This is a genomic window from Streptomyces sp. NPDC056222, assembly GCF_042264065.1.
Lineage (GTDB): Bacteria > Actinomycetota > Actinomycetes > Streptomycetales > Streptomycetaceae > Streptomyces.
Genome location: NZ_JBHJTL010000001.1, coordinates 33,400 through 56,523, shown reverse-complemented (window position 1 = coordinate 56,523; position 23,124 = coordinate 33,400). Strand labels below are relative to the sequence as shown.

Genomic DNA, 23,124 nt, shown 5'->3' with positions numbered 1-23,124 from the left:
GCTACGTGGGGTCAGCCGCTCTGCGGCGGTTGCTCGGTGACTCGCGTCCCGGGGTGCGCCAATGCGCACAGGAAGGCGACGGCCAGCGCGATCGCCATGCCGTAGAAGACCCATTGGTTGGCCTCGGCGAAGTCCATGCGGATCGCGTCGCCCGCGCCCTGCAGGGCTTTCGCCACCGGCCCGTCACCGGTGGGGCCCTGCCCGTCCGGGTGGCCGGTGATCGCCTCGGCGACCTGACCGGCCGTCGATTCGGCCTCCGCCGGTGGCAGACCGCGTTCCTGGAGCGTTGCGGCGATCCGGTCCGTGGAGACGTGGGTCAGGACGGTACCGAAGACGGCCATGCCGACGGCAGCCGCGTAGTTACGGATCGTCTGGGTGATCCCGGTGACCTCGCCGTACGAGGCGCCGATGGAGCGGTTGACGGCGTCGGTGGATGCGGGGGCCAGCAGGAATCCGATGCCCGCGCCCGCCATGGCCGCGTACGGCCACTGGTCGTGCATCGAAAGGTCGGTCAGCTTCTGGGCCCAGAGGAAGAAGCCGACCGCACCGAGCGCACAGCCGATCTCCATGGCCGGGCGGGCACCACGCTTGTCCAGGATCTTCCCGCCCCATTGGGAGGCGAGGCCGAAGCCGAGGAAGAAGTACAGCAGGAACAGCGCGGCCTGGTTCGGCGAGGCGCTCAGCGAGACCTGGGCGTACACGGACGCGAAGAAGAACACCGGCACGAAGGCGAGCATCGCGAAGAACAGCACGAGGCTGTCGACCGTGAAGGCCCGGTCCCGGAAGACATCGAGATTGATCAGCGGGTGCGTCGTACGCCTCTCGTAGCCGAAGCACAGCAGCAGGATCACCAGACCGCCGACGATGCAGGCCCAGGTGGCGACGCTGCTCCAACCCCAGGCCGACGCCTGCTGGAAGCCCAGCACGCTCAGGCCCATGCCGGCGGCGACGAGCACGGCGCCGACGACGTCCAGCCGTTCCGGGCGGCGCTTCTCCGGGATCCGGGCCAGCACGGTGAGCACGATCGCGACGACGGCGACGGGCACGTTGACCCAGAAGATCGCACGCCAGGTCCACTGGGTGAGCCAGCCGCCGAGCAGAGGACCGATGGCGGTCAGGGCGCCGGACAGCCCGAAGAAGAGGGCGAGGGCCCGGCCGCGCCGGTCGACGGGGAAGACGGCGACGACGACGGCCAGCGCGGCGGGGAACATCAGGGCGGCGCCGAGGCCTTGGGTGGCACGGAAGATGATCAGCCAGGTCTGCGCGAAGTCGCCGGCTGGCACGCAGCCGCACAGGACGGACGAGACGACGAAGAGCAGCGTGCCCAGCAGCATGATCAAACGGTGCCCGAAGAGGTCGGAGAGCCTTCCGCCGAGGGCGAAGAAGGCGGCGAGGGCGAGCAGGTAGGCGTTGACCACCCATTGCATTCCGGAGGCGGACAGTCCGAGCTCGTCCGTGATGCTCGGGGCGGCGATCGAGACGATGGTCTGGTCGATGAAGGTCATCGACACCGCGAAGAGCATGGCCGCCAGGGCGAGCTTCTGACGGGGCGCCTGCGGGGTCGCGGCTCCGGGCGGCCCGGACGGTGTGGAAGTACCAACCATGTAGGGATGATCTCCCCGGACCGTCGCACGTGCATGCCGGGGCGACGCGCCGCGACCGTGGGCGTGAGTTGCCCGTCGCCTGCCCTCCTCGACCCCGGTGGCGCCGCCTCCCGGATGTCGGCGTCGGCCGGCACCCGGATGTCGGCATCGGCCGGCACCCGGATGTCGGCATCGGCCGGCACCCGCTCCACCGGCCGACACGAGACGTGCGATGCCGTGCCGTCGGCCTCGTGAGCGGCGCCCGCGCCCACCAGGGGCCAGGCGCCGGTGAGGCGGATCCCTGCGGCGAGTGCACTGCCGAGTCCTGCCATCGGGCTTGCGGTCAGGCGGGGTTGACACCTTCAGCAGCCAGCGCCTAGCTTCCGCTTGAATCGTTTCAGAGCGCCGAGCCGGAGGAGCCCTCGAGTGACCGACCTTGCCGCGGTGAAGGCCGCGCTGAAGACCCAGGCCATGGAGACGCCTTCGTGGGCGTACGGGAATTCGGGGACCCGTTTCAAGGTGTTCACCCAGGAGGGCGTGCCCCGCACCCCGCAGGAGAAGCTGGCCGACGCCGCCAAGGTGCACGAGTTCACGGGCGCGGCCCCCACGGTCGCCCTGCACATCCCCTGGGACAGGGTCGACGACTACACGGCGCTCGCGAAGTACGCCGGAGAGCGCGGCGTGAAACTCGGAGCGATCAACTCCAACACGTTCCAGGACGACGACTACAGGCTGGGCAGCATCTGCCATCCGGACGCGGCCGTACGGCGCAAGGCCGTCGATCATCTGCTGGAGTGCGTCGACATCATGGACGCGACCGGTTCGCGCGATCTGAAGCTGTGGTTCGCCGACGGCACGAACTATCCCGGCCAGGACGACATCCGTCAGCGCCAGGACCGCCTCGCCGAAGGGCTTGCCGAGGTGTACCAGCGGCTCGGCGAGGGGCAGCGGATGCTCCTGGAGTACAAGTTCTTCGAGCCGGCCTTCTACACCACCGACGTACCGGACTGGGGCACGGCCTACGCCCACTGCCTCAAGCTCGGCGACAAGGCCCAGGTCGTCGTCGACACCGGCCACCACGCGCCCGGCACCAACATCGAGTTCATCGTCGCCACCCTGCTGCGCGAGGAGAGGCTCGGCGGGTTCGACTTCAACTCCCGCTTCTACGCCGACGACGACCTCATGGTGGGCGCGGCCGACCCGTTCCAGCTCTTCCGGATCATGTACGAGGTGGTGCGCGGCGGCGGTCTCACCTCCGACGTCGCGTTCATGCTCGACCAGTGCCACAACGTCGAGGCCAAGATCCCGGCCATCATCCGCTCGGTGATGAACGTGCAGGAGGCGACGGCGAAGGCGCTGCTGGTCGACGGGGACGCGCTCGCCGCGGCGCAGCGGGAAGGCGACGTCCTCGCGGCGAACGCCGTGCTCATGGACGCCTACGACACTGACGTACGACCCCTGCTCGCCGAGCTCCGCGAGGAGTCGGGGCTCGCCCCCGACCCGATCGCCGCCTACCGCCGCTCCGGCTGGCAGCAGCACATCGCCGCCGAGCGGGTCGGCGGCACCCAGGCCGGCTGGGGCGCCTGACTCCCCGCCTCGCGTACACCCGCACCATTCCGATGACGCAAGGAGGAAGTCCGATCATGACGCCCCATCCCGAGGCCGCCGCTCTTCTGGCCCGTTCCCATCGGCTCGGCGCCGATCCTCGCAACACCAACTACGCCGGCGGCAACGCCTCCGCTCAGGGCACCGACACCGACCCCGTCACCGGGCGGGACGTCGAGCTGATGTGGGTGAAGGGGTCTGGCGGTGACCTCGGCACGCTGACCGAGGCCGGGCTCGCCGTGCTGCGCCTGGACCGACTGCGGGGACTTGTCGACGTATACCCGGGTGTCGAGCGCGAGGACGAGATGGTCGCCGCGTTCGACTACTGCCTCCACGGCAAGGGCGGTGCGGCTCCCTCGATCGACACCGCCATGCACGGGCTCGTCGACGCCGCCCACGTCGACCATCTGCACCCCGACTCCGGGATCGCGCTGGCATGCGCCGCCGACGGGGAGAAGCTGACCGCCGAGTGCTTCGGGGACCGTGTGGTGTGGGTGCCGTGGCGGCGACCCGGATTCCAGCTGGGGCTGGACATCGCGGCGGTCAAGGAGGCCAATCCGCAGGCCATCGGGTGCGTTCTCGGCGGGCACGGCATCACCGCCTGGGGTGACAGCTCCGAGGAGTGCGAGCGGAACTCGCTGCACATCATCCGGACCTCGGAGACGTTCCTCGCCGAGCGGGGGAAGCCGGAGCCCTTCGGGCCCGTCATCGAGGGCTACGAGGCGCTGCCCGAGGGCGAGCGGCGTGAGCGGGCCGCCGCACTCGCGCCATATGTGCGGGCGATCGCCTCCCAGGACCGGCCGCAGGTCGGACACTTCGACGACTCCGACGCCGTGCTCGACTTCGTGGCGCGGGCCGAACACCCCCGGCTCACCGCGCTCGGCACCTCCTGTCCGGACCATTTTCTGCGCACCAAGGTGCGACCCCTCGTCCTGGACGTGGCTCCCACCGCACCGCTGGACGAGGCGATCGCGCGACTCAAGGAACTCCACGCGGCCTACCGCGAGGAGTACGCCGCCTACTACCGGCGCCACGCCGAGCCCGACTCCCCCGCCATGCGGGGCGCCGATCCCGCGATCGTGCTCGTCCCCGGTGTCGGCATGTTCTCCTTCGGCAAGGACAAGCAGACGGCACGCGTGGCCGGCGAGTTCTACGTCAACGCGATCTATGTGATGCGGGGCGCCGAGGCGGTGTCCTCGTACGCACCGATCGAGGAGTCGGAGAAGTTCCGCATCGAGTACTGGGCATTGGAGGAGGCCAAGCTTCAGCGGCTTCCCGCGCCCGGGGCGCTGGCGACGCGGGTGGCCCTGGTCACCGGCGCGGGCAGCGGAATCGGGAAGGCGATCGCGCGCCGGCTGGTGGCCGAGGGCGCGTGTGTCGTCGTCGCCGACCTCCACACCGAGAACGCCACCGCCGTGGCCGACGAGCTGGGCGGACCGGACAAGGCCGTCGCCGTGACCGTCGACGTCACCTCGGAGGCGCAGATCGCCGATGCCTTCAAGGTCGCCGCGCTCGCCTTCGGCGGGGTCGACCTCGTCGTCAACAACGCCGGAATCTCCATCTCCAAGCCGCTGTTGGAGACGTCGGCGAAGGACTGGGACCTCCAACACGACATCATGGCCCGCGGTTCCTTCCTCGTCTCCCGCGAGGCGGCCCGCGTGATGATCGCGCAGGAACTGGGCGGCGACATCGTCTACATCGCTTCCAAGAACGCGGTCTTCGCCGGCCCCGACAACATCGCCTACTCCGCGACCAAGGCCGATCAGGCACATCAAGTGCGGCTCCTGGCAGCCGAATTGGGCGAGCACGGCATCCGGGTCAACGGAGTCAACCCGGACGGTGTGGTGCGCGGTTCGGGCATCTTCGCCGGTGGCTGGGGCGCCCAGCGAGCCGCGACGTACGGCATCGAGGAGGAGAGGCTCGGCGAATTCTACGCGCAACGGACCATCCTCAAACGTGAGGTCCTGCCCGAGCATGTCGCAAACGCCGTATTCGCCCTCACAGGAGGCGAGTTGACGCACACCACCGGGCTGCACGTCCCGGTCGACGCCGGCGTCGCGGCCGCCTTCCTGCGGTGAGCGCGGCCGTGAAGTCGAAGGCGGCGAGCTGTGCAGCGGTCGACCTCGGCGCCTCCAGCGGGCGTGTCATGGTCGGCCGCGTGGGCCCCGGCAGCCTGGAGCTGAGCGAGGCGCACCGCTTCCCGAACCGGCCCGTCCGGGTGCCCGAGGGACTGCGCTGGGACGTGCTGTCCCTGTACACGGGAGTCCTGGACGGGCTGAGGGCGGCCGGCGCGGTGGATTCCGTCGGCATCGACAGCTGGGCCGTGGACTACGGACTGCTCGACGCCGACGGGGCTCTGCTCGGCAATCCCGTCCACTACCGGGACACGCGCACCGACGGCGTCGCGGAGAAGGCGTGGGCGACCGTCCCGGCAGCCGAGCTGTACGCGGCGACCGGTCTGCAGTACGCGCCGTTCAACACCCTGTACCAACTGACGGCCGCAGCCTCCTCGACCCAACTGACCCAAGCACGGCGCCTGTTGCTCATCCCCGACCTGCTGACGTACTGGCTGACCGGTGAGCAGGGCACCGAGCTGACCAACGCATCCACCACCCAGCTCATCGACCCCCGGACCCGGGACTGGTCCCGCGACATCGCCACCCGGCTCGGCATCGACCTGAGCCTGTTCGCACCCCTGCGTCAGCCCGGCGATCCGGCGGGTGTCCTACGGCCCGAGGTGCTGGAGATGACGGGGCTGGCCGGTCCCGTACCGGTGACGGCCGTCGGGTCGCACGACACCGCCTCCGCCGTGGCCGCCGTCCCGGCCACCGGGGAACGCTTCGCCTACATCTGCACCGGGACCTGGTCCCTCGCCGGCCTGGAGCTGACGGCGCCGGTGCTCACGGAGGACAGCCGCGCCGCCAACTTCACCAACGAACTCGGCCTGGACGGCACCGTCCGCTACCACCGCAACATCATGGGCCTGTGGCTGCTCCAGGAATGCGTACGCGCCTGGGGCGACCCGGACCTGGCCGGACTGCTGCGCGAGGCAGCCGCGGTCCCGGCACTGCGCTCGGTCGTCGACGCGGGTGACACCGTCTTCCTCACTCCGGGCCGCATGCCGGAGCGCATCGCCGAGGCGTGCCGCGGATCCGGGCAGCCGGTCCCCGTGACACCCGCCGAAGTCACCCGCTGCATTCTCGACTCCCTCGCCCTCGCCCATCGCAAGGCGATCGAGGACGCCCAACGACTCGCCGACCGTCCCGTCGACGTCGTCCACATCGTCGGCGGCGGCACGCGCAACGCGCTGCTGTGCCGGCTCACCGCCGATGCCTGCGGGCTGCCCGTCGTGGCCGGCCCGACCGAGGCCGCCGCGCTCGGCAACGTGCTCGTGCAGGCCAGGGGCCGTGGCCTGGTGGGCGACCTGGCATCGATGCGTCAACTGATCGCAGACACACAACCGTTGGAACGGTACGAGCCGCGGGGCGGCACCGCGGCCTGGCAAGCGGCCGAAGTACGACTTGCCCATGCGTGAACGCCGTCGGTGGCGGCACGCGTCGGCGTCAAGGTCACCCTCGAACCCGCCAAGGGACGCGCGGCCGAGCGTGCCGCCATGCGGGCCGCGCAGTGGGCGTTCCGCCACCCGCGGCGGCTCGCCGCCGGCCGACGTCTGGCCGCGCGCACCCGCCGCTGCCACCCTCGGACGGTGCCGGGTCCGGGCCGTGTGATCAGCAAATAATGCACCTGGGCTGGGTACGGCGCCCGCCGACGCCGTAAAGCGATGGACAGCCCTCTGGTGCTGGGCGAGTATCGCCGCGATGAACAACGAACTCCTCTCTCTTCCCAAGCGCGTCCGCTTCGTCGAGCTCAACGCAAAGGCGCTGCGGGCGCTTGCCGACGGTGATCTCGCCGGCGGCAGCGCCGAGGCCGGGGTCGCCCTCGACGAACACTTCGTCGGCGAGCGGGCCCGCTGGATCTTCGGCTATCGCGCAGACCAGCTCACCCAGGACCCGTCCGTGGCGCCCTGGATCACACGGGCCGCGGTGTCCGAGCCGGACGGATCCGTCGTAGGCGATGCCGGGTTCCACGGGCCGCCGGACGAGGCCGGCGTGGTCGAGATCGGCTACACCGTCGTGCCCGGGTACCGCCGTCAGGGCTATGCCCGTGCCATGGTGGCGGCGCTGCTCGACAGGGCCGCTGCCGAACCCGGTGTCAGGACCGTACGGGCCACCATCAGATCCGACAACAACGCCTCGCTGGCCACCATCGCGGGCTTCGGGTTCACACGGGTCGGCGAGCGGGGGAACGAGCGCGACGGACTCGACATCATCTTCGAGGTCCCGACAGACACCATTCGGACCGAGTAGCCCTACGGCCTCGGCGGACAGGGCACCAGCTCCGCCATCACGGCAAGCGGTAGCGACGGGTTGGCGGCCGCCGCTTCGGCCACCTGCCAGTCCGCGTCGGTGAGCAGATCGGCGATGACTTGCGGTGGGAGGGACGGGTGGCCGGCGGCAATGGGCCTTGCCTGTTTGTCCGCCAGGCAGGCCAGAAGCGCGGGGGCCGTGGCATGGCGATGCCGTGCGACCTCGCGGAACGCTTTCTGCACCGGCGGTTCGTGCCGTGACAGATCCTCCAGCAGCGCCGGGGTCGCGTCCCCGTTGGTCGCGACCCGTGCGACGACCCGAGCTCCATGACGGTCGACCATGGCGCGCAACTGGGCCTCGGAGAGGCCCGGATGCGTGGCGATGGACTTGACCACCTTCACATCGGGGTCGGTGGCCAGCGCATCGCGAATCTCCGGCGGCAGATCACGTCGTTGGGCCAGGAGCATCCGGACCACCGCGTTCGGTGACGCGGCCAACGCCTCGATCTCTGCGGGAGAGGCGGCGGCGATCCGCGGCAGCAAGGTCGGGCCGATCTTGGTCGTGGCTGCCAGGTCGGTGAGCACGTCGAGCGGCACGTGTGGGTTGTGCGCGAGCTTGCGCCGCACGTCGTGGTCGCGGTCTGAGGCCAGCACGCGGATGAGGGCGTGGTCGATCGCGGAGTTCGAGGCGAGGTCGGCTCGAACCCCGGGATTGGCATCTGCGGCGAGCCGTTCGTATGCCTCCGACGGCAGGTCTGTCCGGGCTGCGATTTCCCAGCGAAGCAGCGTGGAAGGATGGTCGACAAGGTCGACGACTGCCTCGGCCGGTGTGGCCCGGTTCCGCAGTGCCGCCTGCCGAATGTCGAGGATGGTGGAGTCGTGGGAGCCGTCGCAGGACGCGCCCGGCCGTAGATCGCAGTCGAGCCGAGGACATTGTGGATCATGCACGAACGGCGTCTCTTCGCGGTCGCAGACGAGGCACCGCTGCGCGAGAGGCAGCCCCTCGCCGGTGATCAGCGCCGCAAGCACGGCTGGCGGCGTTGCCTCGTTGGCCGCCACCCCGCTGCGGACCTCGGCGTGCGGATGGGCCGCGAGCCTCGCAGCGAGTTCCGGCGTCGTCCACAGAGCGAGCTCCGCGACGACCCGTACGTCCGTGTCCACGGCGAGCTTCTCCGCCACGTCGAGCGGGAGGCCTGGGCAGGCAGCCAGTTGTGCCCGGCGCTCGACCATCGGATCCTCCGCGAGGCGGCGCGCCCATTCCGGGCGGTCGGCGCCTTCACGGAGCAGGGCGAGGGCGATGTGCGGCTGCGCCACGGGGTCGATGTCTGCGACGGTCAGCGTGCCCTCGTGCGCAAGCCGACCTGCGTTCTCTTCGAAGCGCGAGGCCAACTCGACCGCCTGCGCCTGGCTGAGGTCCGAGCGACCGGCCAGCGCTGCGGCGATGTCGGTGTCGGTGTCGGTGTCGGCGACCGTGATCAGCCGGTCGACCAGCTCGGACGGCAGTGAGGTATTGGCGGCGAGGCCACGCAGGACAGGGTTCACGGAGGGCATCCTGCCTGGCCGGCGGCCCCGTTGGCTCGTGGATTTCCGGGCGTGGCAGAGGCCGATGTGCGACCCGACCGTCGACAGTCAGAACATAGTGTTGGCGTTCTTGGACGTGGGCGGGATGACCTGGAGGACGTCCCAGTGTTCGACGATCTTGCCGTTCTCGTCGAAGCGGAAGATGTCGATGCCTGCGTACTCGTCGTCGGGCCAGGTCTGGTGGCAATGCAGCACGACGTGGTCGCCTTCCGCGAAGGCGCGCTTGAACTCGACACGCTTGCCCGGGTACTCGGCAGCCATGCGGTCGAAATAGTCGATGAACGCCTGCTTGCCGTCGGCAACATCGGGATTGTGCTGAATGTAGGTGTCGCCGGCGTACTGATCGATGGCCTCGGCGGGACGGCACTGGTTGAACATCAGGTCGTAGAACGCCTTGGCGGTGTCCTTGTTCTGCTCCGGGTCGCTCATGGTGTTCACCGTAGGGTCGGGCGTCGGGCGAACGGCAGAGGCGCACCCATGAGGGAGCGGCAGCGCAGCCGAGCGAGCGACGCGCCTCCCGGGCTGCCCGGCTCCGGGCTGCCCGGCTCCGGGCTGCCCGGCTCCGGGCGGCCCGGCTCCGGGCGGCCCGGCGAGGTCCGCGGCTCCCATCCTCGCAACCGTCATCGCCGCCCTCAGGCGCGCGGTGGCTCGGTGTGCTCCAGAGCCTTGCGGGCTGCGAGGTAGCCCGCGATCCTGAACGCCAGGTCGTGCGAGCCGAACTCCTCGGCCCGGACCTGACGCAGCACCACGTGGGTGGCGGTCACGATTCCGTGCTCGGGGCGGCTCAGCTGCTCCTCGAGCCCCTCGGCGATCGCCGCGAAGAACCCGGGAAGGCGATCCCGGGGTTCGTAGTCCACCGTCAGCCCCTCGGCCACCTCGAACGAGAAGCCCTGGGCCGCGGGCTCGAAGTCCACTTCGATCTGGGCGAAGTGCGGTGCGCAGTTCTGCCGTTGATGCCGTACCCGCACGCCACGGATCGGGTAGGGCGGGAACCGGCGCGGCACGGACGTCACGCCGGAACACTACCGTCACCCACCGACCGGATCGGCCGGCCGGCCGATCAGCGGATGAGTGAGCGGCCGGTGGGCGCCAGTCGGAGCATCCGAGGGGCTGATGCCTGTTCCCGGCCGATACCCGGCAGGATCTCGTCCCGCGCGAGGGGATGGGCCTGGATCGCGGCGACGTGTCGGCGATGAGCTTCCTCGTCCGCGTACGCGGTGAAGACCGCGGTGACGTTCTCTCCCGTACGGACCGGCAGTCTGGTGAATGTGTTGTGCGCCGTCTCCGTGGTGAGGACGGCCAGCGGCGCGGGCCCCGTCGTGCGTAGGACTGGAACGAGGCCGTCCCGGATCAGTGCGGCGCCGTCGGACTTTCCGGGTGGGAAGGACCAGACAGTGGCGGACACGAACCGGTCAGATGCGGCAGCACTCCCGCGCGGCCGCTGGGCCGGAGAGACGGTGAATCCGGTCTCGGCCGACAGGGGACTCAGCAGCAGGACGTCGTCGGAGGCGATCATGGTGGCGTTGGCCCGGGGTCCGTGTTCGGCCCAGACGGGGCCGCCGTAGAAGGCCGTCAGCGCGCGGTGGCGCACCGTCATGTCCCGGAATCCGCGCAGCCAGACGAAGCGGTCCGGATCGTCGAGGTCCCTGAACTGGCCGAGCACGATCATCCCCGTCTGCTCCTGAGTCTCGACGAACTCCCGGTCGAACAGGTCGATGAGCTCGTCCCGTCGGCCGGGGCGCAGCGTGTACTGGCGGAGCTCGATCACTGCGTGGTGGCCGACGGGGTCGGTGGAGGGCACGGCGGGGCTCCTGTTCGGTGGGCGTTACCGGATGTGGCTACCGGCTCGTTCGGGCGGAGCCGGGCTCGTATCGAAGGTAGACAGGCCGTGTGTCAGGGGCTGTCAGTGTTTTCGAGGAGAATGAGTCCATGTCCGCCGGTCGATTGCTGTCGCTGCTGCTGTTGCTGCAATCCCGTGGCCGCATGTCCGCGCGAGGCATCGCCGACGAGCTGGGGGTCTCCGTGCGGACCGCCTACCGTGACGTGGCGCGTCTGCAGACCGCCGGGGTCCCGGTGTACGCGGAGCCGGGCCCCGGTGGCGGCTATCAGTTGCTCGACGGCTATCGCACACGACTCACCGGGATGACCGAGGGCGAGGCGCGGGCTCTGCTGTTCGCCGGACTGCCGGGGCCGGCCGCCGATCTGGGCCTGGCGACGGAGGTGACGGCGGCACGGCTGAAGCTACTGGCCGCGCTGCCGGATGGACTGCGCGAGGAGGCGGCGCGGACCGCGGCGGTGTTCCACCTGGACGCACCCGGCTGGTACCGGGACCCCGAGGAGACGCCTCATCTCCCCCTGTTCGTCGACGCGGTCCTCACCCGACGTGCGGTGGACGTGCGCTACCGCCGCTGGCGCGCGCCTCAGGAGGTGGATCGCCGCGTCCGCCCCTACGGCCTGGTACTCAAGTCCGGCGTCTGGTACCTCGTGGCCGCCACGAGAAGCCGGATCGCGACCTACCGCATCACCCAGGTCCTCGACGCCGCGCTGAGCGACGAGCAGTTCGAACGGCCGCGGGACTTCGACCTGGGTACGTACTGGGCCTCCTACCTCGACGACTTCCGAAGCCGCCGCTACACCGGCACAGCCACCGTTCGCCTCTCCCCGCGGGGACTGCAACGCCTGCCCGACAACGTGCCCCTCGAGGTCGTGCGGGCCGTTGAATCCACCGCCACCGCTGTCGGCGACGACGGCTGGGTCGAGGCCGTCATCCCGACCGAGAGCACCGACCATGCCTGCGGCGAGCTGCTGCGGCTCGGTATCGACGTCGAGGTCGTCGCACCGCCCGAACTGCGCCGAGCCATGGCCGGCATCGTCGACGCACTCGCCCGGACCTACGGGCTCGGCTGACGTCCGGACGCGTATCCGGGAGGCGTGGCGGGCCGGACTCGACGGCCTGGCGCGTACATGATCACGGCCAGAGGCGGGGCGGACCGCCGATGTCGTCGAAGCGGTCGACGGCGACGGCATTCTCACAGCGTGCGCAGGCCCCGGTCGGCGAAGGCGATCAGCCACTCGAAGCTCTCGTCGACGTCGGCGCTCCACTGGAAGCCTCCTGCCGACTGCAAGGTGGAGAAGCCGTGGAAGAGGCTGCGGAGCATGCGCAGGGCGTGGTCCACGTCGGGCTCTGCGATCTCATAGCCGCGCAGGACCGCCATGAATGCGCTGAGCAGCTGCTGACCCGCGGTGGCCAGCGGATCGTCGGGGTCGGACGGTTCCACGCCGATCGTCGCGGCGTACCGGCCGGGGTGCTCCAGGACGAAGGCGCGGAAGGAGCGCGCCGCGGCCTCCAGGGCGTCGAGGCCCGCGTACCCCTGGACCGCGCCGCCGATGTCGTCGGCGGCCTCACGCAATGCCAGGGCCGCGATGCGCCGGTTGAGGTCTTCCTGGCCGCCCACGTGCTTGTACAGGGACGGGGTGCGCACGCCCAGCCGCTCGGCCAGCAAACCCATCGTCAGGTTGCCCAGGCCCACCTCGTCGGCGAGGGCGGCGCCGGCCGCGACCACGGTCGCCGGGTCCAGGCCGGCCCTAGGCACGAGCGGCGGTCGAGCGGAGGAAGGAGAGCATGAGTGAAACCACCTGGTCGGAGAACTGGTCGTGCGGGTAGTGCCCGGCGCCCTCGATCATCTCAAGGCGGCCGAGGCCGGACGGCAGGGCATCGACGATCGCCGACCCCTCGGCGTGCGGGTCGGCCCAGTCGGGGTCGAGCGCGCCCATGACGACCAGGACCGGGCAGGGGACGTTGCCGAGCTGCGCGCCGGCATCGGTCGGGGCGCTGCGGCCCATGCCCTGCAGGGCCTTCATCCGGCTCGGATCGCGCATCAAGGAGTCGATGCGGCCGAGCCGCTCGGCCCAGTCGGCCGGCTTCACGCCGGGGTAGGCCACGTCGAGGTACGAGCGCCAGAGCGACACCGAGCCGAACACACCCGTGCCGAGCAGCCGCAGCATGCCCCGCCGGAAGCGCTTCACCCGCAGGTCCCCGAGGCGGATCGACATCTTGCGGGTAACCGGCGCCAACTCCACAACCGCGGTGATCAGCGAGGGCTCCTGCGCCGCGGCGATGGTGGCGGCGCCGCCGGAGACCGAGTGGCCGACGAGCACGGCCGGGCCGCCCAGGTGGCGGATCACGGCGAGCAGGTCGCCGGCGATGGCGGTGCGGCTCCAGTCCGGCCACCCGACGCTGGACTCGCCGCAGCCGCGAAGATCGACTGCGGCGACCCGATAGCCCGCCGCCACCAGCTGCGGGATCACAGCACGGTAGGCAGCGCGGCTGTCGCCAATGCCGTGCGCGAGAACGATCAGCGGGCCGGACCCCGCCACCTCGTAAGCGATCGTGCCGCTGTCGACGGCAAGGTACTCAGTCACGACACCCTCCAAGTGGCTAACTTGATTAGCTTAAAGCTAATACCAATAGCCGAACGGGTCAACGCGGCCACTGCCACGGCTCCGCGTCGCTCTCCACGCCCACCGGGAAACGCTGCCGAAGGACGGCGCCGTCGTGACGGTGCGAAGGACGCTCAAGCACCGCCCCGACGTCCTCGCCGACGATGTCGACACGGCCGCGTGGAGTCGGCGGAAGATCGGGGAGATCCTCGGCGGATACTCGCCCGAGCAACTTGACGTCCTCTTCGACCACTTCGCCCGCGCCTCCCAGGCGCACCGGGAAGCAGCCGGGCAACTCCGCGCCGACGGCGCGAGCGTCAGAAACCGCCTAGGGCAGGGTGCCGCCGGTGTTCCGGATCATCTGCCGGAGCACCTTGAGGGTGGTGACGTAGTCCGCGTCGTCGATGCCCCGGTGGATGCGGCCGCGGAGTGCCGGCGCGTGCCGCCTGATCTCGGCCCGGGCCTCGTCCCCCGATTCGGTGATCCACAGTCGTCCCCTGTCGTCACGGGTGAGGAAGCCACGCTCCAGGAGCGCTTCGGCCTCGGCTTCGAGGTCGTCCTCGGGCCTGATGTAGGTGCGCATGGCCTGCTGGAGTTCGGGGATCGTCATGCCATGGCCGTCGGGCGAGATGTCGCGCTTCGACAGGTTGCGCAGCAGCCAGAACTGTGGCTGAGTGAAGCCCAGTTCGACCAGATGGGCTCGTGTGGACGCGATGAGGGCTTCGTAGGCCAGTCCGGTCCAGTACGCGGCGGGCTGTGCGGCGAGGTCCGTGTCGGAGAGGTGTCGGGTCGTCATGTGCGGTGCTCCCCTTGCGCGAATCGTTGGTGCAAGCACCGTAAAATCTGAAGCTTGGTTGAGGTCAAGAGACGACGTGGGCCTGGGGCGGCCGTGTCGTACCGAGGTGATTGACTACGCCGCATGGACCTCGCGCGAGCATTCCCTGCGTGCACGGCGGCTGTGCCGACAACCAGTTCCGGTCGGGGTGTCGGCCGGTGCTCCCTTTCTCGGCGGGACGGCCTGTCGTGAGTGACGGTGGTGCGCGGTCGGAGCCAGGTGCTGTCCCGACGACGTGGGTCGCGCCCCCGTTCGACCCCGAACTGCGTGCGGTCCTGGCGGCTTTCGGGGACGAGGCGAGGGAGCCGTTCACGCCGGAGAACCTTGCGGAGCGGCAGGAGCGGGATGCCGCGGCCCGACCGAGGCCGACGGTCGGCGATCTCCGGGCGGATGGCCTCTTCGAGATGGCTGAGCTGCGGGTACCGGGAGCCTTGGGCGGGCGGGACGTCACGCTCGTGAGCGCACGGCCCGCCGCGCTCTCCGGCCCCCTGCCGTTGCTGTACTACATGCACGGCGGCGGGATGATCATGGGCAACGCATGGTCCGTGCTTCCGCAGGTCCTGCGCGAATGGGCACTCCCGCTGGGGTTGGCGGTCGTCTCCGTCGAGTACGGGCTGGCTCCGCAGGTGCAGTATCCCGGGCCCCTGGAGGACTGTTACGCCGGACTTCTCTGGGTGACCGCGCACGCGGCCGAACTGGGCATCGACGCGGACCGCATCGTCATCGGAGGGAAGAGTGCCGGCGCTGGTCTCGCCGCGGCGCTCGCCCTGCTGACCCGCGACCGGGGCGGTCCCACCCCGATCGGTCAGCTGCTTCTGTGTCCGATGCTCGACGACCGTAACGACACGTTCTCCAGTCGCCAGATGGCAGGTGTCGACACCTGGGACCGGACCTCCAACGCGACCGCGTGGCGGGCGCTGCTGGGCGACCGCTACGGCGCCGCGGACCTGCCGCCCTACGCGGCTCCTGCCCGTGCCACGGATCTGTCCGGGCTGCCGCCGGCGTACATCGAGGTCGGGTCGGCCGAGACCTTCAGGGATGAAGACGTGGCGTACGCCAACGCGATCTGGCGGGCCGGTGGCCAGGCCGAATTGCACGTATGGCCCGGGGCCTTCCATGGCTTCGACACCTTCGCGCCGGAGGCAGCGCTCAGTCAGGATGCCCGCGAGGCCCGTTCCCGCTGGCTTCGGCGCATCCTCGCTCAGTCCGAGGTGAACGGCGGGCCCGTCCGCTGAGCACGGTTCGGCCGGGCGGGTGGTGTCCGCTGTCCCCCGTGCCGTGCGGCCGTCGGCACCCGCAGGAGTGGCTCACCTGAATGGAACGCGCGTCGGGTCGGGAGTCGACCCGCCGCCGACGGCAGCCTGACTGTCATGCGGGACAACGGCGTGATCAGCCAGGTGCGGGCCGGTGTGGCGGGCAGAGCATGGCAGAAGCGGCCTGCCGACACGGCCGCCGGTAATCCGCTGCCGTGGCTCGCCGGCGTCTCCGCCGCCCTGACACTCTTCCATCTCGCCCTGATCTCGCCGGGGCTCGGGCTCGGCTGGGACGAGACGGTGTACGTCAGCCAGGTGAGCGGAGAGGCACCGGCGGCGTTCTTCAGCGCGCCACGTGCCCGCGGCATCACCTACCTCGTCGCACCCCTCACCGCGCTGACCCCTTCCATCACAGCGCTACGCGTCTACATGGCCGTGCTGGCCGGCTGCGGACTGTTCCTCGCGCTGTGGGTATGGCGCCGACTGCTGCCCGCACCCGTTCTCGGGTTCGCGGGCGGGCTGTTCGCCGGCCTGTGGGTCACCATGTTCTATGCCTCGCAGGCGATGCCCAACCTCTGGGTCGCCTACGGGGCGCTCGCCGCGGTCGGCTGCTTCGTGCGGGCCGTACGGGACCCGGACGACCGGTGGGCGCCGGTCGGCATGGCCGCCGGGGTGGCGTTCGCCGCGCTGATGCGTCCCACGGACGCCGTGTGGCTCGCCCTGCCGCTCGCGGTCGCGGCCGTGGCGATGCGGGCTCGGCGGTGGTGGCTGCTGATCGTCGCGCTCGGCGCGGGTCTGGCTGTCGGATCCGCCGAATGGATCGCGGAGGCGTACGTGTCGTACGGCGGGCTCGCCGAGAGGCTGGACCGGGCCAGCGAGATCCAGGGCCGGCTCGGCTGGTACTTCTCCGTCGACGACCATGTGCGCGCCCTGGGCGGGCGGTTGCTGTGCCGCCCGTGTGACGTTCCCTGGCGATATCCCGTCGCCACCCTGTGGTTCGTCGCGCTGCCTCTGCTGGTCGCGGCGGGTGTACGGGCCGCCGTCCGCGCCCGTCACCACGGTACCGAGGTGGTGGTGGCGACCGTGGTCGGTACGGTGCTCGCCGCCCCGTACCTGTTCACCGTCGGATACGCGGCACCGCGTTTCCTGCTGCCTGCCTACGCGCTGCTCGCGTTGCCCGTCGCGTACGGCCTGGTCCGGGCGTGCCGGCCCCGGGGGCGCGGGCGCCGGATCGTGGTCCTGACCGTGACAGCGCACCTGGCGATCCAGTACGCGATGGCCGACAGTACGGCCGACCGGGTGCGCCGCGACACGGTCGACCTCGGGCGCGTCACCGCCGAACTGAACGCCCTGGGCGTACGGCCGCCGTGCGTGGTCAGCGGCGTGGAGGCCATCCGCGTCGCGTTCCGCGCCGGCTGCGCCTCCCGCCAGCCCGACGGCCACGACGAGAGCATCACGCCGGAACGACTGGCCGCCACCGCTCTCGACCAGCCGGTCGCGATCGTGGTGTGGGGCGGGGGTCGGCCTCCGCCGTACGCCGCCGCCTGGCCGGCCCATCCACTGCCCGACCTCGGCAACTGGACCGGCCTGCGCGCCTACGTCTCGGGCGTTCGTCCGCCCGAAGCGGGCCGCTGAACGGGCCGGCCGCCGGCTGCGTCGTCGTACGGTGCGGTCTCTGCCACTCGACACGAGCGACCCTGCAAGGGGGAGGCCCGCCGCCTCTCGGGGGCTGCGGTGAAGTTCCGGGAGGGACCGCGTCGCGATCCGTCACCGCCCTGGACAACGGGCTGCGGCCCTGGGCAGCAATCCGCGCCCAGGGCCGCTCCCCTCCGTCGCCGGTCAGCCGACGCCGTGCCCGTCGCCGCCTTCCTCGATGCCACCGTCGCCGTCGCCGACGTCGCCGCCGTTGTCACCGTCGTCGATGCCACCGGCCTCAGCGCCACCGTTGTCGGCGCCACCGTCACCGATGCCACCGTTGTCAGCGCCACCGTCACCGGCGCCACCGTCACCGATGCCACCGTTGTCGGCGCCACCGTCACCGGCGCCACCGTTGTCAGCGCCACCGTCACCGGCGCCACCCGCGCCGATCTGGGCGCCGACGGCGGCCAGGGCGGTCGTCACCGGCTGGAAGAACGTCTCGCCGCCCGAGGTGCAGTCGCCGCTGCCACCGGAGGTGAGGCCGACGGCGTTCCCCTCCCGGGTGAACAGGGCGCCGCCACTGTCGCCGGGCTCCGCACAGACGTTGGTCTGGATGAGCCCCGAGACCGTGCCCTCGGGGTAGTTCACGGTGGCGTCGAGGCCGGTCACCTGGCCGTCCCGCAGACCGGTCGTGCTGCCCATGCGGAACACTTCCTGGCCGACCGCCGCGTCGGCCGCCTGCCCGATCTCCACGATCTGACCGTCGCCGATGTCCACGGCGCTCGGGGCTTCGGTGTTCGGGTCGTCGTACGTCACGAGTGCGAAGTCGCCCTCACCCGGGAAGACGGCCTCCTGCACGGTGCCGATCGGCTCGCCGTTCTGCTGCTCCGACCACTGCTCGACGGCGACGCCGCAGTGTCCCGCCGTGAGGAAGCCGGGCTGACCGTCCTGGGTGGTGACGTTGAAGCCGAGCGAACAGCGCGAGCCGCCGCCGAAGATGGCATCGCCACCCTCGATGAAGGGCTTGAACTCGCCCTTGGACTTCTGGATGCGGGCGACGCCCTCGCCCAGCGCGCGGACCGCGCTCTCGACCTTGTCCCAACGCTCACCGGTGACCGTACGGTCGGCGGTGACCAGGACCTGGTTCGTCCTCGGGTCGATCGCCCACGCGGTGCCGGGAACCGATGCCTTGGTGCTCAGCGAGTTCATCGCGGAGGTGAGTGCCGAGCGGCTGTTCTGCACGCTGCGTGCGACCGCGCCGGCCCTCGTGACCTCGACGTTGACATTGTTGTTGTCACCCACGACGTTGACGACGAGCTGCTGCTTGTCCGCGTCGTAGTAGGCGCCGCCGTAGGAGTCACCGAGCTCCTTGCCCAGCTGCTGAAGGAGTCGCGTGGCCGATGCGGCGCTCATCTTTCTCGGCGAGCCCGACTGCTCCCCCGCGCCGTCCTGCGAGGCATTGGCCTGCGGCAGCACGATCGCCGCCGCGACGATGCCCACCGCCCCTGCACCCGCAAGAATGGCCTTCCGCTTGGGTATTCGCCTGTGACTCAACTCTTCGCCTCCTGTGTGGGGGTACGGACTGCGATCGCCGAGAGGGCAACCGGGGGGACGCGTCCGGCCTTTCATACGGGGGCGGGAGGAGATCTGTTCATCGCCTCCGCAAAGAACCTGAATTCATATGGGTCACTGGGCTCGGCACAGAGCGGTGGAGAGCACCTTCATCGCGGCCTTCGCCGCTTCGTCGGGCATGGTCAGGCCGGTGTTGACGGACAGGGTGACCTGCCGCTTGCCGTCCGCCGAGGTGAAGCTGAGGGTCTGGTATCCGACGACCTCCCCCGTGTGTCCGACGATCGGCCCGTCGGACGGGCACGTGTTGCCGTTGCTCTCCCGCCCCAGGCCGTAGAAGCGCCCGGGCCTCGCGGGGTTCATGGGCCGCATCTCTCGCATCTCCTTCATCAGACGGGGCGGCAGCAGCCGGCCACCGGGCGCGGTTCGTCGGCGACACCGGCTTCGCGCTGGCCGACCCGCTCCTCTCCCTTGCACAGGGCGACGCGGTGGTGATCTTCCAGCCCGGACGGCCCCTGTCCGAGCTCACCGTGCTCGTGGAACGGGCCCGCTCGGTCGGCGCCCGGGTCGTCTTCATCACCGACGAACTGCGCGAAGCCTTCGAAGACCGCGTCGAGGCGGTCCTTCTCGCCCCCTACACTCCCACCGGCAACACCAACGAATCACTGACCGGCCTCGCCGTCGCCGACGTACTCGTGCTCGCCCTCACCGCACTCGACGAGACCTCCGCCGTCGAGCACTCCCATCAACTCAACGCCTTGCGCAGCCAGTTGCAGACACACCCGGGGAACACTCGACACGGCGGCGGCACTTCCTGACGGGGTACGGTCACCTCGTGTGCCACTACGCCGAGAAGCCCTACAAGCTGCACTACGCGTGCGTGCCCTGTCGCGTCGCGTTCAAGCGGCACCCCAGGCCCGGGGAGCACCGATGCCCCCGATGCTCGGCGCCCATGCTCTGCGCCGGCCACGACTTCGCGGCCCCGCGGCGCCGGGACACCCGGGCATGGAGTGTGGTGGCCGCGGTGTTGAACGCCGGACTTCGGTACGAGGGCCGCGAATCCTGCGGCTGCGGCAAGGAACCCAAGTTCCGCCCCCGTACCCGAGCCCAACTGGGGGCGCGCCGAATCGCGGCGGCCCGAACCGGCACTCCGCTCGCCGAGATGCTCGGTCGCGCGGATCCGCAATCGACGCCATGACGTAGGCGCGCCATGCTCTGACGAGTGAACCTGGCCGCAAGCAGAACAGCCCGGCCGTCCACGCCTAATCCCACCAGAACGACCAGGAAGTCCGTCCCAGGAGTTCCGTGGCGTACTCGGGAAACGGCGTGGGCGGGTCGTCGACGATGTTGTTCGCAGTCGACAGCACGTGCTCCAGACGCCAACAGGCCGACCGCCCGAGGCCGGCCCCTGTCAACAGGTCGACCGGCTTGTCAGCCGTGGATGTCAGGATCGCGGCATGACGTTGTGCGACTACTTCTCCGCCCCCGACGACAATGCTGCCGCGGCGGTTGTCGAGATGTCTGGAGGGCCGGTCGCGGGCGCGCTCGACGTCGTCCACCTCAAGCACATCGACCCCGTGGTCGCCATCGCCCATCTCGAAGCGATCGCAACCGGCTGCAGCTACGAGGAGGCCGGCACGCGCCCGCGGTCGGGGGAGCTGCTGTCCTCGCCCGAATCCGAGGGGTCGTTCGTGTTCAGCCTGTCGGACACCCTGACCGACGCACTCGTCGCGGCGACACCGGACGACCTGGCGGCCTTCGCCGAGCCGTGGTCCATGACGGCCGAGCTCCAGCAGATCCAGGTCGACGACAAGACCGCGGCCGTCGTTCTGGAGGTCCTGGCCGGTCTGGCCCGTCGCGCGCGGGCAGACGGTCTGCAGTTGTACTGCTGGTGGTCGCTGTGACCCACCCGGTCACTCAGCGGATCCCAGCCTCCCCCGGCCGAGCTGTGCACGTCGGCAGATTCCGGTGAATACGCGGCCGAGTTGATCGTCCAGTGCGGCGAGTGTCGCCGTCACCGGCGTGCGGTCGGGGTCGATGTGCGTGTGCAGGGCAAGCCCTTCCGTGAACGCGACGATCCGCCGGGCCGCGTCGTCCGCGTCGACACCCCGGGCGACCTCGCCACACACCGTGCCATTGCCGATGGCCCGAGCGACGCGTGAACGGATGCCCGCGAGGGTCTCTCGCTGGACGGTGGCAAGGCGGGCGTTGTGCGCTGCCTGTCCCCCGAAAGCGAGTCGGACCAGGAACTCTGCGCGGCGGGCGTCGTCGAGCGGAATCAACTCGGCCAGCGCCTGCCGCAGCATCTCGGCGATGGTGCGGCCCTCGGCCTCACCCCGGTCCACCAGCTCGTCCACTCGTGCGGTGAAACGCCCGTTGACCCGGGTGAACGTGGCCAGCAGCATCTCGTCCTTCGCCGTGAAGTAGTGCTGCACCAGACCCACGGACACGCCCGCTTCAGCAGCGGTCCGCGCAACGGTCACGGCGGTGAGTCCGTCCCGCACGATCAGGCGTTGGACAGCGTCGGTGATCTGCCCGTGGCGGGCGTCATGGTCGGCAACTCTCGGCACGAGAGGACCGTACCGCGTGCTATAACCGTACGCCTATATTGTTATCGGAGAGGAGCTACCTGTGATCCGACGACGCTCAACCCGCCTGTTAGGCCTGGCACTTGCTGTCGCCCTTCTCCTGCCACCCGGAATGGCTTCCGCGGGCCAGGCCGGCGCAGGACGGCCGGCGGGAAGCCATCGCGACCCGGCTCTGCAGGCCCTCGTCGACCAAGTCGTGGCCGACCCGAACCCCAACCCGGGCGCGTTCCTGCTCGCCCACGACGGTCTGACCGACCGCTTCGGCGCCGCCGGCGTCGCCGACAGGGCCACCGGTGCGCCGATGACACCGGACCTGAAGTTCCGCGCCGGGAGCGTCACCAAGACCTTCACCGCGACGGTCGTCCTGCAACTCGTCGCCGAGCACCGGGTACGGCTCGACGACACCGTGCAGAGCCTGCTGCCCGATCAGGTCCGTGCGGACAACGCCTTGTCCGGAGCGCCCATCACGGTGCGCCAGCTGCTCAACCACACGAGCGGGCTGTACGACTACATCGACGGGCTGCTTCCGCACTTCCGCAGCATCGACCAGTACTGGCCCCGCGAGCAGCTGATCGGCATCGGCCTTGCCCAGCCCCGCTACTTCCCGGCTCCCGGCACCCGATTCCGGTACTCCAACACCAACTATCTGCTGCTCGACCTGATCGTCGAACGGGTCACCGACCGCGACCTGCGCACCCATCTCGAACGCCGCATCTTCAAGCCTCTCGGACTGCGCGACACCTCGTACCCGCTGGCGCAGACCACGATCGACGGAGCCCATGTCCACGGCTACGCGGACGTCTCGCTCCTGTTGCCGAACGCGCCGGACGCCACGCGATTCGACGTCACCGCGTTCAGCCCGTCCGAGGCCGGCGCGTCGGGCGCTCTGGTGACCACCGCGGCCGACACGGCACGCTTCTACCGGGCCTTGCTGCAAGGACGTCTCCTTCCTTCGCCCCTTCTCCGCGCCATGCTCACCGACACCGTCCCCACGACCGGCAGCGCCCCACCGGCCGTCGCGTACGGCTTGGGCATGTACGTCTACGCCACCGAATGCGGCCTCGCGTACGGCCACGGCGGCACCGCGCCGGGGTACCTGACCTTCGCCCTCAACAGCCGCGACGGGCGCGGCCAGCTCGTCGCCCACACCAACTGGAGCTCGTTCGTCGATACCGGGATCGACAGCGACTTCTGGGCCGCCTTCCAGCAGGGTTACTGCAGCAAGCCCGGATGACCGGCGGCGCCCTGCGCCTGTGCGACTGGAGGGAGCCCGGCAGCCGCCGCGCCGCGGCCGTGGTCCGCGGCTCTCACCTCTTGCTCGGGTTCCGGCAGTCAGCACGTAACCGGGCCGCGGGGTCGTTCCACGGCGGGCCGGTGTAGCGGTACGCGGCTTCGGCGGGCCAGGTCGCGCAGGTTCCGCGGGCACCCTGGTACGGGACGGGGTACGGGAGCGGATCGGCCGACGGGGCGGGGGCCGGGCCCGGCTCCCGGCCTTCCCGGAGTTCGTGCAGCAGAACGCCGAGATCCGAGCCGACCGCCGCCGAATGGTCGCATCGGACGGGGTGCGCCCGCGCATCGCGCGGCGAGCCGCGGGCGCCGGGGCGTGGAGGGGTAGGGCGACTTCCCCGGAGTGGATGTGTGGCGCAGGTTGTCGCTGGGGTGGGTG

At 70.5% G+C, this 23,124-nt stretch carries 21 protein-coding genes and 1 pseudogene; 11 read left to right on the top strand and 11 right to left on the bottom strand.

Translation table 11 applies throughout. The annotated features are described in order from the left end of the window. Nucleotides 1–11: 11 nt before the first annotated feature. Nucleotides 12–1,604, bottom strand: coding sequence for an MFS transporter (locus ACFC0D_RS00265; RefSeq protein WP_376429982.1), 1,593 nt, complete (start codon nt 1,602–1,604; stop codon nt 12–14). A gap of 405 nt (nt 1,605–2,009) precedes the next feature. On the opposite strand from ACFC0D_RS00265, the gene rhaI reads away from it, so the two are divergent. From rhaI to ACFC0D_RS00240, 5 genes are all read left to right on the top strand, one after another. Continuing rightward, nucleotides 2,010–3,170: an L-rhamnose isomerase gene (gene rhaI / locus ACFC0D_RS00260; RefSeq protein ID WP_376429980.1), complete on the top strand. Its 1,161-nt coding sequence runs from the start codon at nt 2,010–2,012 to the stop codon at nt 3,168–3,170. Nucleotides 3,171–3,226: 56 nt separating this feature from the next. After that, nucleotides 3,227–5,266, top strand: coding sequence for a bifunctional aldolase/short-chain dehydrogenase (locus ACFC0D_RS00255; RefSeq protein ID WP_376429978.1), 2,040 nt, complete (start codon nt 3,227–3,229; stop codon nt 5,264–5,266). Between the two features lie 68 nt (nt 5,267–5,334). Continuing rightward, nucleotides 5,335–6,723, top strand: coding sequence for a rhamnulokinase family protein (locus tag ACFC0D_RS00250; RefSeq protein ID WP_376430347.1), 1,389 nt, complete (start codon nt 5,335–5,337; stop codon nt 6,721–6,723). Nucleotides 6,724–6,732: 9 nt separating this feature from the next. After that, on the top strand, nt 6,733–6,927 hold the full coding sequence (locus ACFC0D_RS00245; protein ID WP_376429976.1) for a lactate utilisation protein LutB domain-containing protein: 195 nt from the start codon (nt 6,733–6,735) through the stop codon (nt 6,925–6,927). A gap of 79 nt (nt 6,928–7,006) precedes the next feature. Further along, complete coding sequence (locus tag ACFC0D_RS00240) at nt 7,007–7,555, top strand: GNAT family N-acetyltransferase (protein ID WP_376429974.1); 549 nt, start codon at nt 7,007–7,009, stop codon at nt 7,553–7,555. A 2-nt stretch (nt 7,556–7,557) separates the two neighbouring features. On the opposite strand, the gene ACFC0D_RS00235 is transcribed toward ACFC0D_RS00240, so the two are convergent. The 4 genes from ACFC0D_RS00235 to ACFC0D_RS00220 form a co-directional block, all read right to left on the bottom strand. Further along, nucleotides 7,558–9,096 (bottom strand): hypothetical protein, encoded by a 1,539-nt coding sequence (locus ACFC0D_RS00235; RefSeq protein WP_376429973.1) that lies wholly within the window; start codon nt 9,094–9,096, stop codon nt 7,558–7,560. A gap of 87 nt (nt 9,097–9,183) precedes the next feature. Beyond that, entirely contained in the window at nt 9,184–9,564 is a 381-nt protein-coding gene (locus ACFC0D_RS00230) for a nuclear transport factor 2 family protein (RefSeq protein WP_376429971.1), read from the bottom strand. A gap of 203 nt (nt 9,565–9,767) precedes the next feature. Further along, nucleotides 9,768–10,148 carry a hypothetical protein gene (locus ACFC0D_RS00225; RefSeq protein ID WP_376429970.1) on the bottom strand — a complete coding sequence of 127 codons (381 nt, stop codon included), beginning with the start codon at nt 10,146–10,148 and terminating at the stop codon, nt 9,768–9,770. 47 nt (nt 10,149–10,195) lie between these two features. Further along, nucleotides 10,196–10,936 (bottom strand): NIPSNAP family protein, encoded by a 741-nt coding sequence (locus tag ACFC0D_RS00220; RefSeq protein ID WP_376429968.1) that lies wholly within the window; start codon nt 10,934–10,936, stop codon nt 10,196–10,198. 128 nt (nt 10,937–11,064) lie between these two features. On the opposite strand from ACFC0D_RS00220, the gene ACFC0D_RS00215 reads away from it, so the two are divergent. Further along, a complete protein-coding gene (locus ACFC0D_RS00215; RefSeq protein ID WP_376429967.1) occupies nt 11,065–12,042 on the top strand; it encodes a helix-turn-helix transcriptional regulator in 978 nt (325 codons plus the stop codon). Between the two features lie 122 nt (nt 12,043–12,164). Here the strand turns inward: ACFC0D_RS00215 and ACFC0D_RS00210 are convergent, their stop codons facing one another. The 3 genes from ACFC0D_RS00210 to ACFC0D_RS00200 form a co-directional block, all read right to left on the bottom strand. Further along, nucleotides 12,165–12,698: a WHG domain-containing protein gene (locus tag ACFC0D_RS00210; RefSeq protein WP_376430345.1), complete on the bottom strand. Its 534-nt coding sequence runs from the start codon at nt 12,696–12,698 to the stop codon at nt 12,165–12,167. 22 nt (nt 12,699–12,720) lie between these two features. Continuing rightward, nucleotides 12,721–13,557 carry an alpha/beta fold hydrolase gene (locus ACFC0D_RS00205; protein WP_376429965.1) on the bottom strand — a complete coding sequence of 279 codons (837 nt, stop codon included), beginning with the start codon at nt 13,555–13,557 and terminating at the stop codon, nt 12,721–12,723. A 346-nt stretch (nt 13,558–13,903) separates the two neighbouring features. Continuing rightward, on the bottom strand, nt 13,904–14,371 hold the full coding sequence (locus ACFC0D_RS00200) for a MarR family transcriptional regulator (RefSeq protein ID WP_376429964.1): 468 nt from the start codon (nt 14,369–14,371) through the stop codon (nt 13,904–13,906). Nucleotides 14,372–14,673: 302 nt separating this feature from the next. Here ACFC0D_RS00200 and ACFC0D_RS00195 point away from each other — a divergent pair, with 302 nt between their 5' ends. Together ACFC0D_RS00195 and ACFC0D_RS00190 are read left to right on the top strand one after the other, a co-directional pair. Further along, nucleotides 14,674–15,645 carry an alpha/beta hydrolase gene (locus ACFC0D_RS00195; protein ID WP_376430343.1) on the top strand — a complete coding sequence of 324 codons (972 nt, stop codon included), beginning with the start codon at nt 14,674–14,676 and terminating at the stop codon, nt 15,643–15,645. Nucleotides 15,646–15,780: 135 nt separating this feature from the next. Further along, nucleotides 15,781–17,298: a hypothetical protein gene (locus ACFC0D_RS00190; protein ID WP_376429962.1), complete on the top strand. Its 1,518-nt coding sequence runs from the start codon at nt 15,781–15,783 to the stop codon at nt 17,296–17,298. Between the two features lie 204 nt (nt 17,299–17,502). Here ACFC0D_RS00190 and ACFC0D_RS00185 read toward each other — a convergent pair whose 3' ends face one another. Both ACFC0D_RS00185 and ACFC0D_RS00180 read right to left on the bottom strand, forming a co-directional pair. Further along, complete coding sequence (locus tag ACFC0D_RS00185; protein WP_376429960.1) at nt 17,503–18,855, bottom strand: S1 family peptidase; 1,353 nt, start codon at nt 18,853–18,855, stop codon at nt 17,503–17,505. 132 nt (nt 18,856–18,987) lie between these two features. Beyond that, nucleotides 18,988–19,242: a hypothetical protein gene (locus ACFC0D_RS00180; RefSeq protein WP_376429958.1), complete on the bottom strand. Its 255-nt coding sequence runs from the start codon at nt 19,240–19,242 to the stop codon at nt 18,988–18,990. A 38-nt stretch (nt 19,243–19,280) separates the two neighbouring features. On the opposite strand from ACFC0D_RS00180, the pseudogene ACFC0D_RS00175 reads away from it, so the two are divergent. Both ACFC0D_RS00175 and ACFC0D_RS00170 read left to right on the top strand, forming a co-directional pair. After that, a pseudogene (locus ACFC0D_RS00175) lies at nt 19,281–19,688 on the top strand (transcriptional regulator); the annotation flags it as partial. 639 nt (nt 19,689–20,327) lie between these two features. Beyond that, on the top strand, nt 20,328–20,774 hold the full coding sequence (locus ACFC0D_RS00170) for a hypothetical protein (protein WP_376429957.1): 447 nt from the start codon (nt 20,328–20,330) through the stop codon (nt 20,772–20,774). Between the two features lie 9 nt (nt 20,775–20,783). Here the strand turns inward: ACFC0D_RS00170 and ACFC0D_RS00165 are convergent, their stop codons facing one another. After that, nucleotides 20,784–21,440, bottom strand: a complete 657-nt coding sequence (locus ACFC0D_RS00165) for a TetR/AcrR family transcriptional regulator (protein ID WP_376429955.1) — start codon at nt 21,438–21,440, stop codon at nt 20,784–20,786. 130 nt (nt 21,441–21,570) lie between these two features. On the opposite strand from ACFC0D_RS00165, the gene ACFC0D_RS00160 reads away from it, so the two are divergent. Beyond that, complete coding sequence (locus tag ACFC0D_RS00160) at nt 21,571–22,692, top strand: serine hydrolase domain-containing protein (RefSeq protein WP_376429953.1); 1,122 nt, start codon at nt 21,571–21,573, stop codon at nt 22,690–22,692. The last annotated feature ends 432 nt before the right edge of the window (nt 22,693–23,124 follow it).

Bases quoted from the DNA above. Each gene is read 5' to 3' on its own strand.
- ACFC0D_RS00230 (WP_376429971.1), bottom strand. From the start codon at position 9,564: ATGAGCGACCCGGAGCAGAACAAGGACACCGCCAAGGCGTTCTACGAC.
- ACFC0D_RS00200 (WP_376429964.1), bottom strand. From the start codon at position 14,371: ATGACGACCCGACACCTCTCCGACACGGACCTCGCCGCACAGCCCGCC.
- ACFC0D_RS00215 (WP_376429967.1), top strand. From the start codon at position 11,065: ATGTCCGCCGGTCGATTGCTGTCGCTGCTGCTGTTGCTGCAATCCCGT.
- ACFC0D_RS00255 (WP_376429978.1), top strand. From the start codon at position 3,227: ATGACGCCCCATCCCGAGGCCGCCGCTCTTCTGGCCCGTTCCCATCGG.
- ACFC0D_RS00190 (WP_376429962.1), top strand. From the start codon at position 15,781: ATGCGGGACAACGGCGTGATCAGCCAGGTGCGGGCCGGTGTGGCGGGC.
- ACFC0D_RS00180 (WP_376429958.1), bottom strand. From the start codon at position 19,242: ATGCGGCCCATGAACCCCGCGAGGCCCGGGCGCTTCTACGGCCTGGGG.
- ACFC0D_RS00160 (WP_376429953.1), top strand. From the start codon at position 21,571: ATGGCTTCCGCGGGCCAGGCCGGCGCAGGACGGCCGGCGGGAAGCCAT.
- ACFC0D_RS00250 (WP_376430347.1), top strand. From the start codon at position 5,335: ATGGTCGGCCGCGTGGGCCCCGGCAGCCTGGAGCTGAGCGAGGCGCAC.
- ACFC0D_RS00170 (WP_376429957.1), top strand. From the start codon at position 20,328: ATGACGTTGTGCGACTACTTCTCCGCCCCCGACGACAATGCTGCCGCG.
- ACFC0D_RS00240 (WP_376429974.1), top strand. From the start codon at position 7,007: ATGAACAACGAACTCCTCTCTCTTCCCAAGCGCGTCCGCTTCGTCGAG.
- ACFC0D_RS00265 (WP_376429982.1), bottom strand. From the start codon at position 1,604: ATGGTTGGTACTTCCACACCGTCCGGGCCGCCCGGAGCCGCGACCCCG.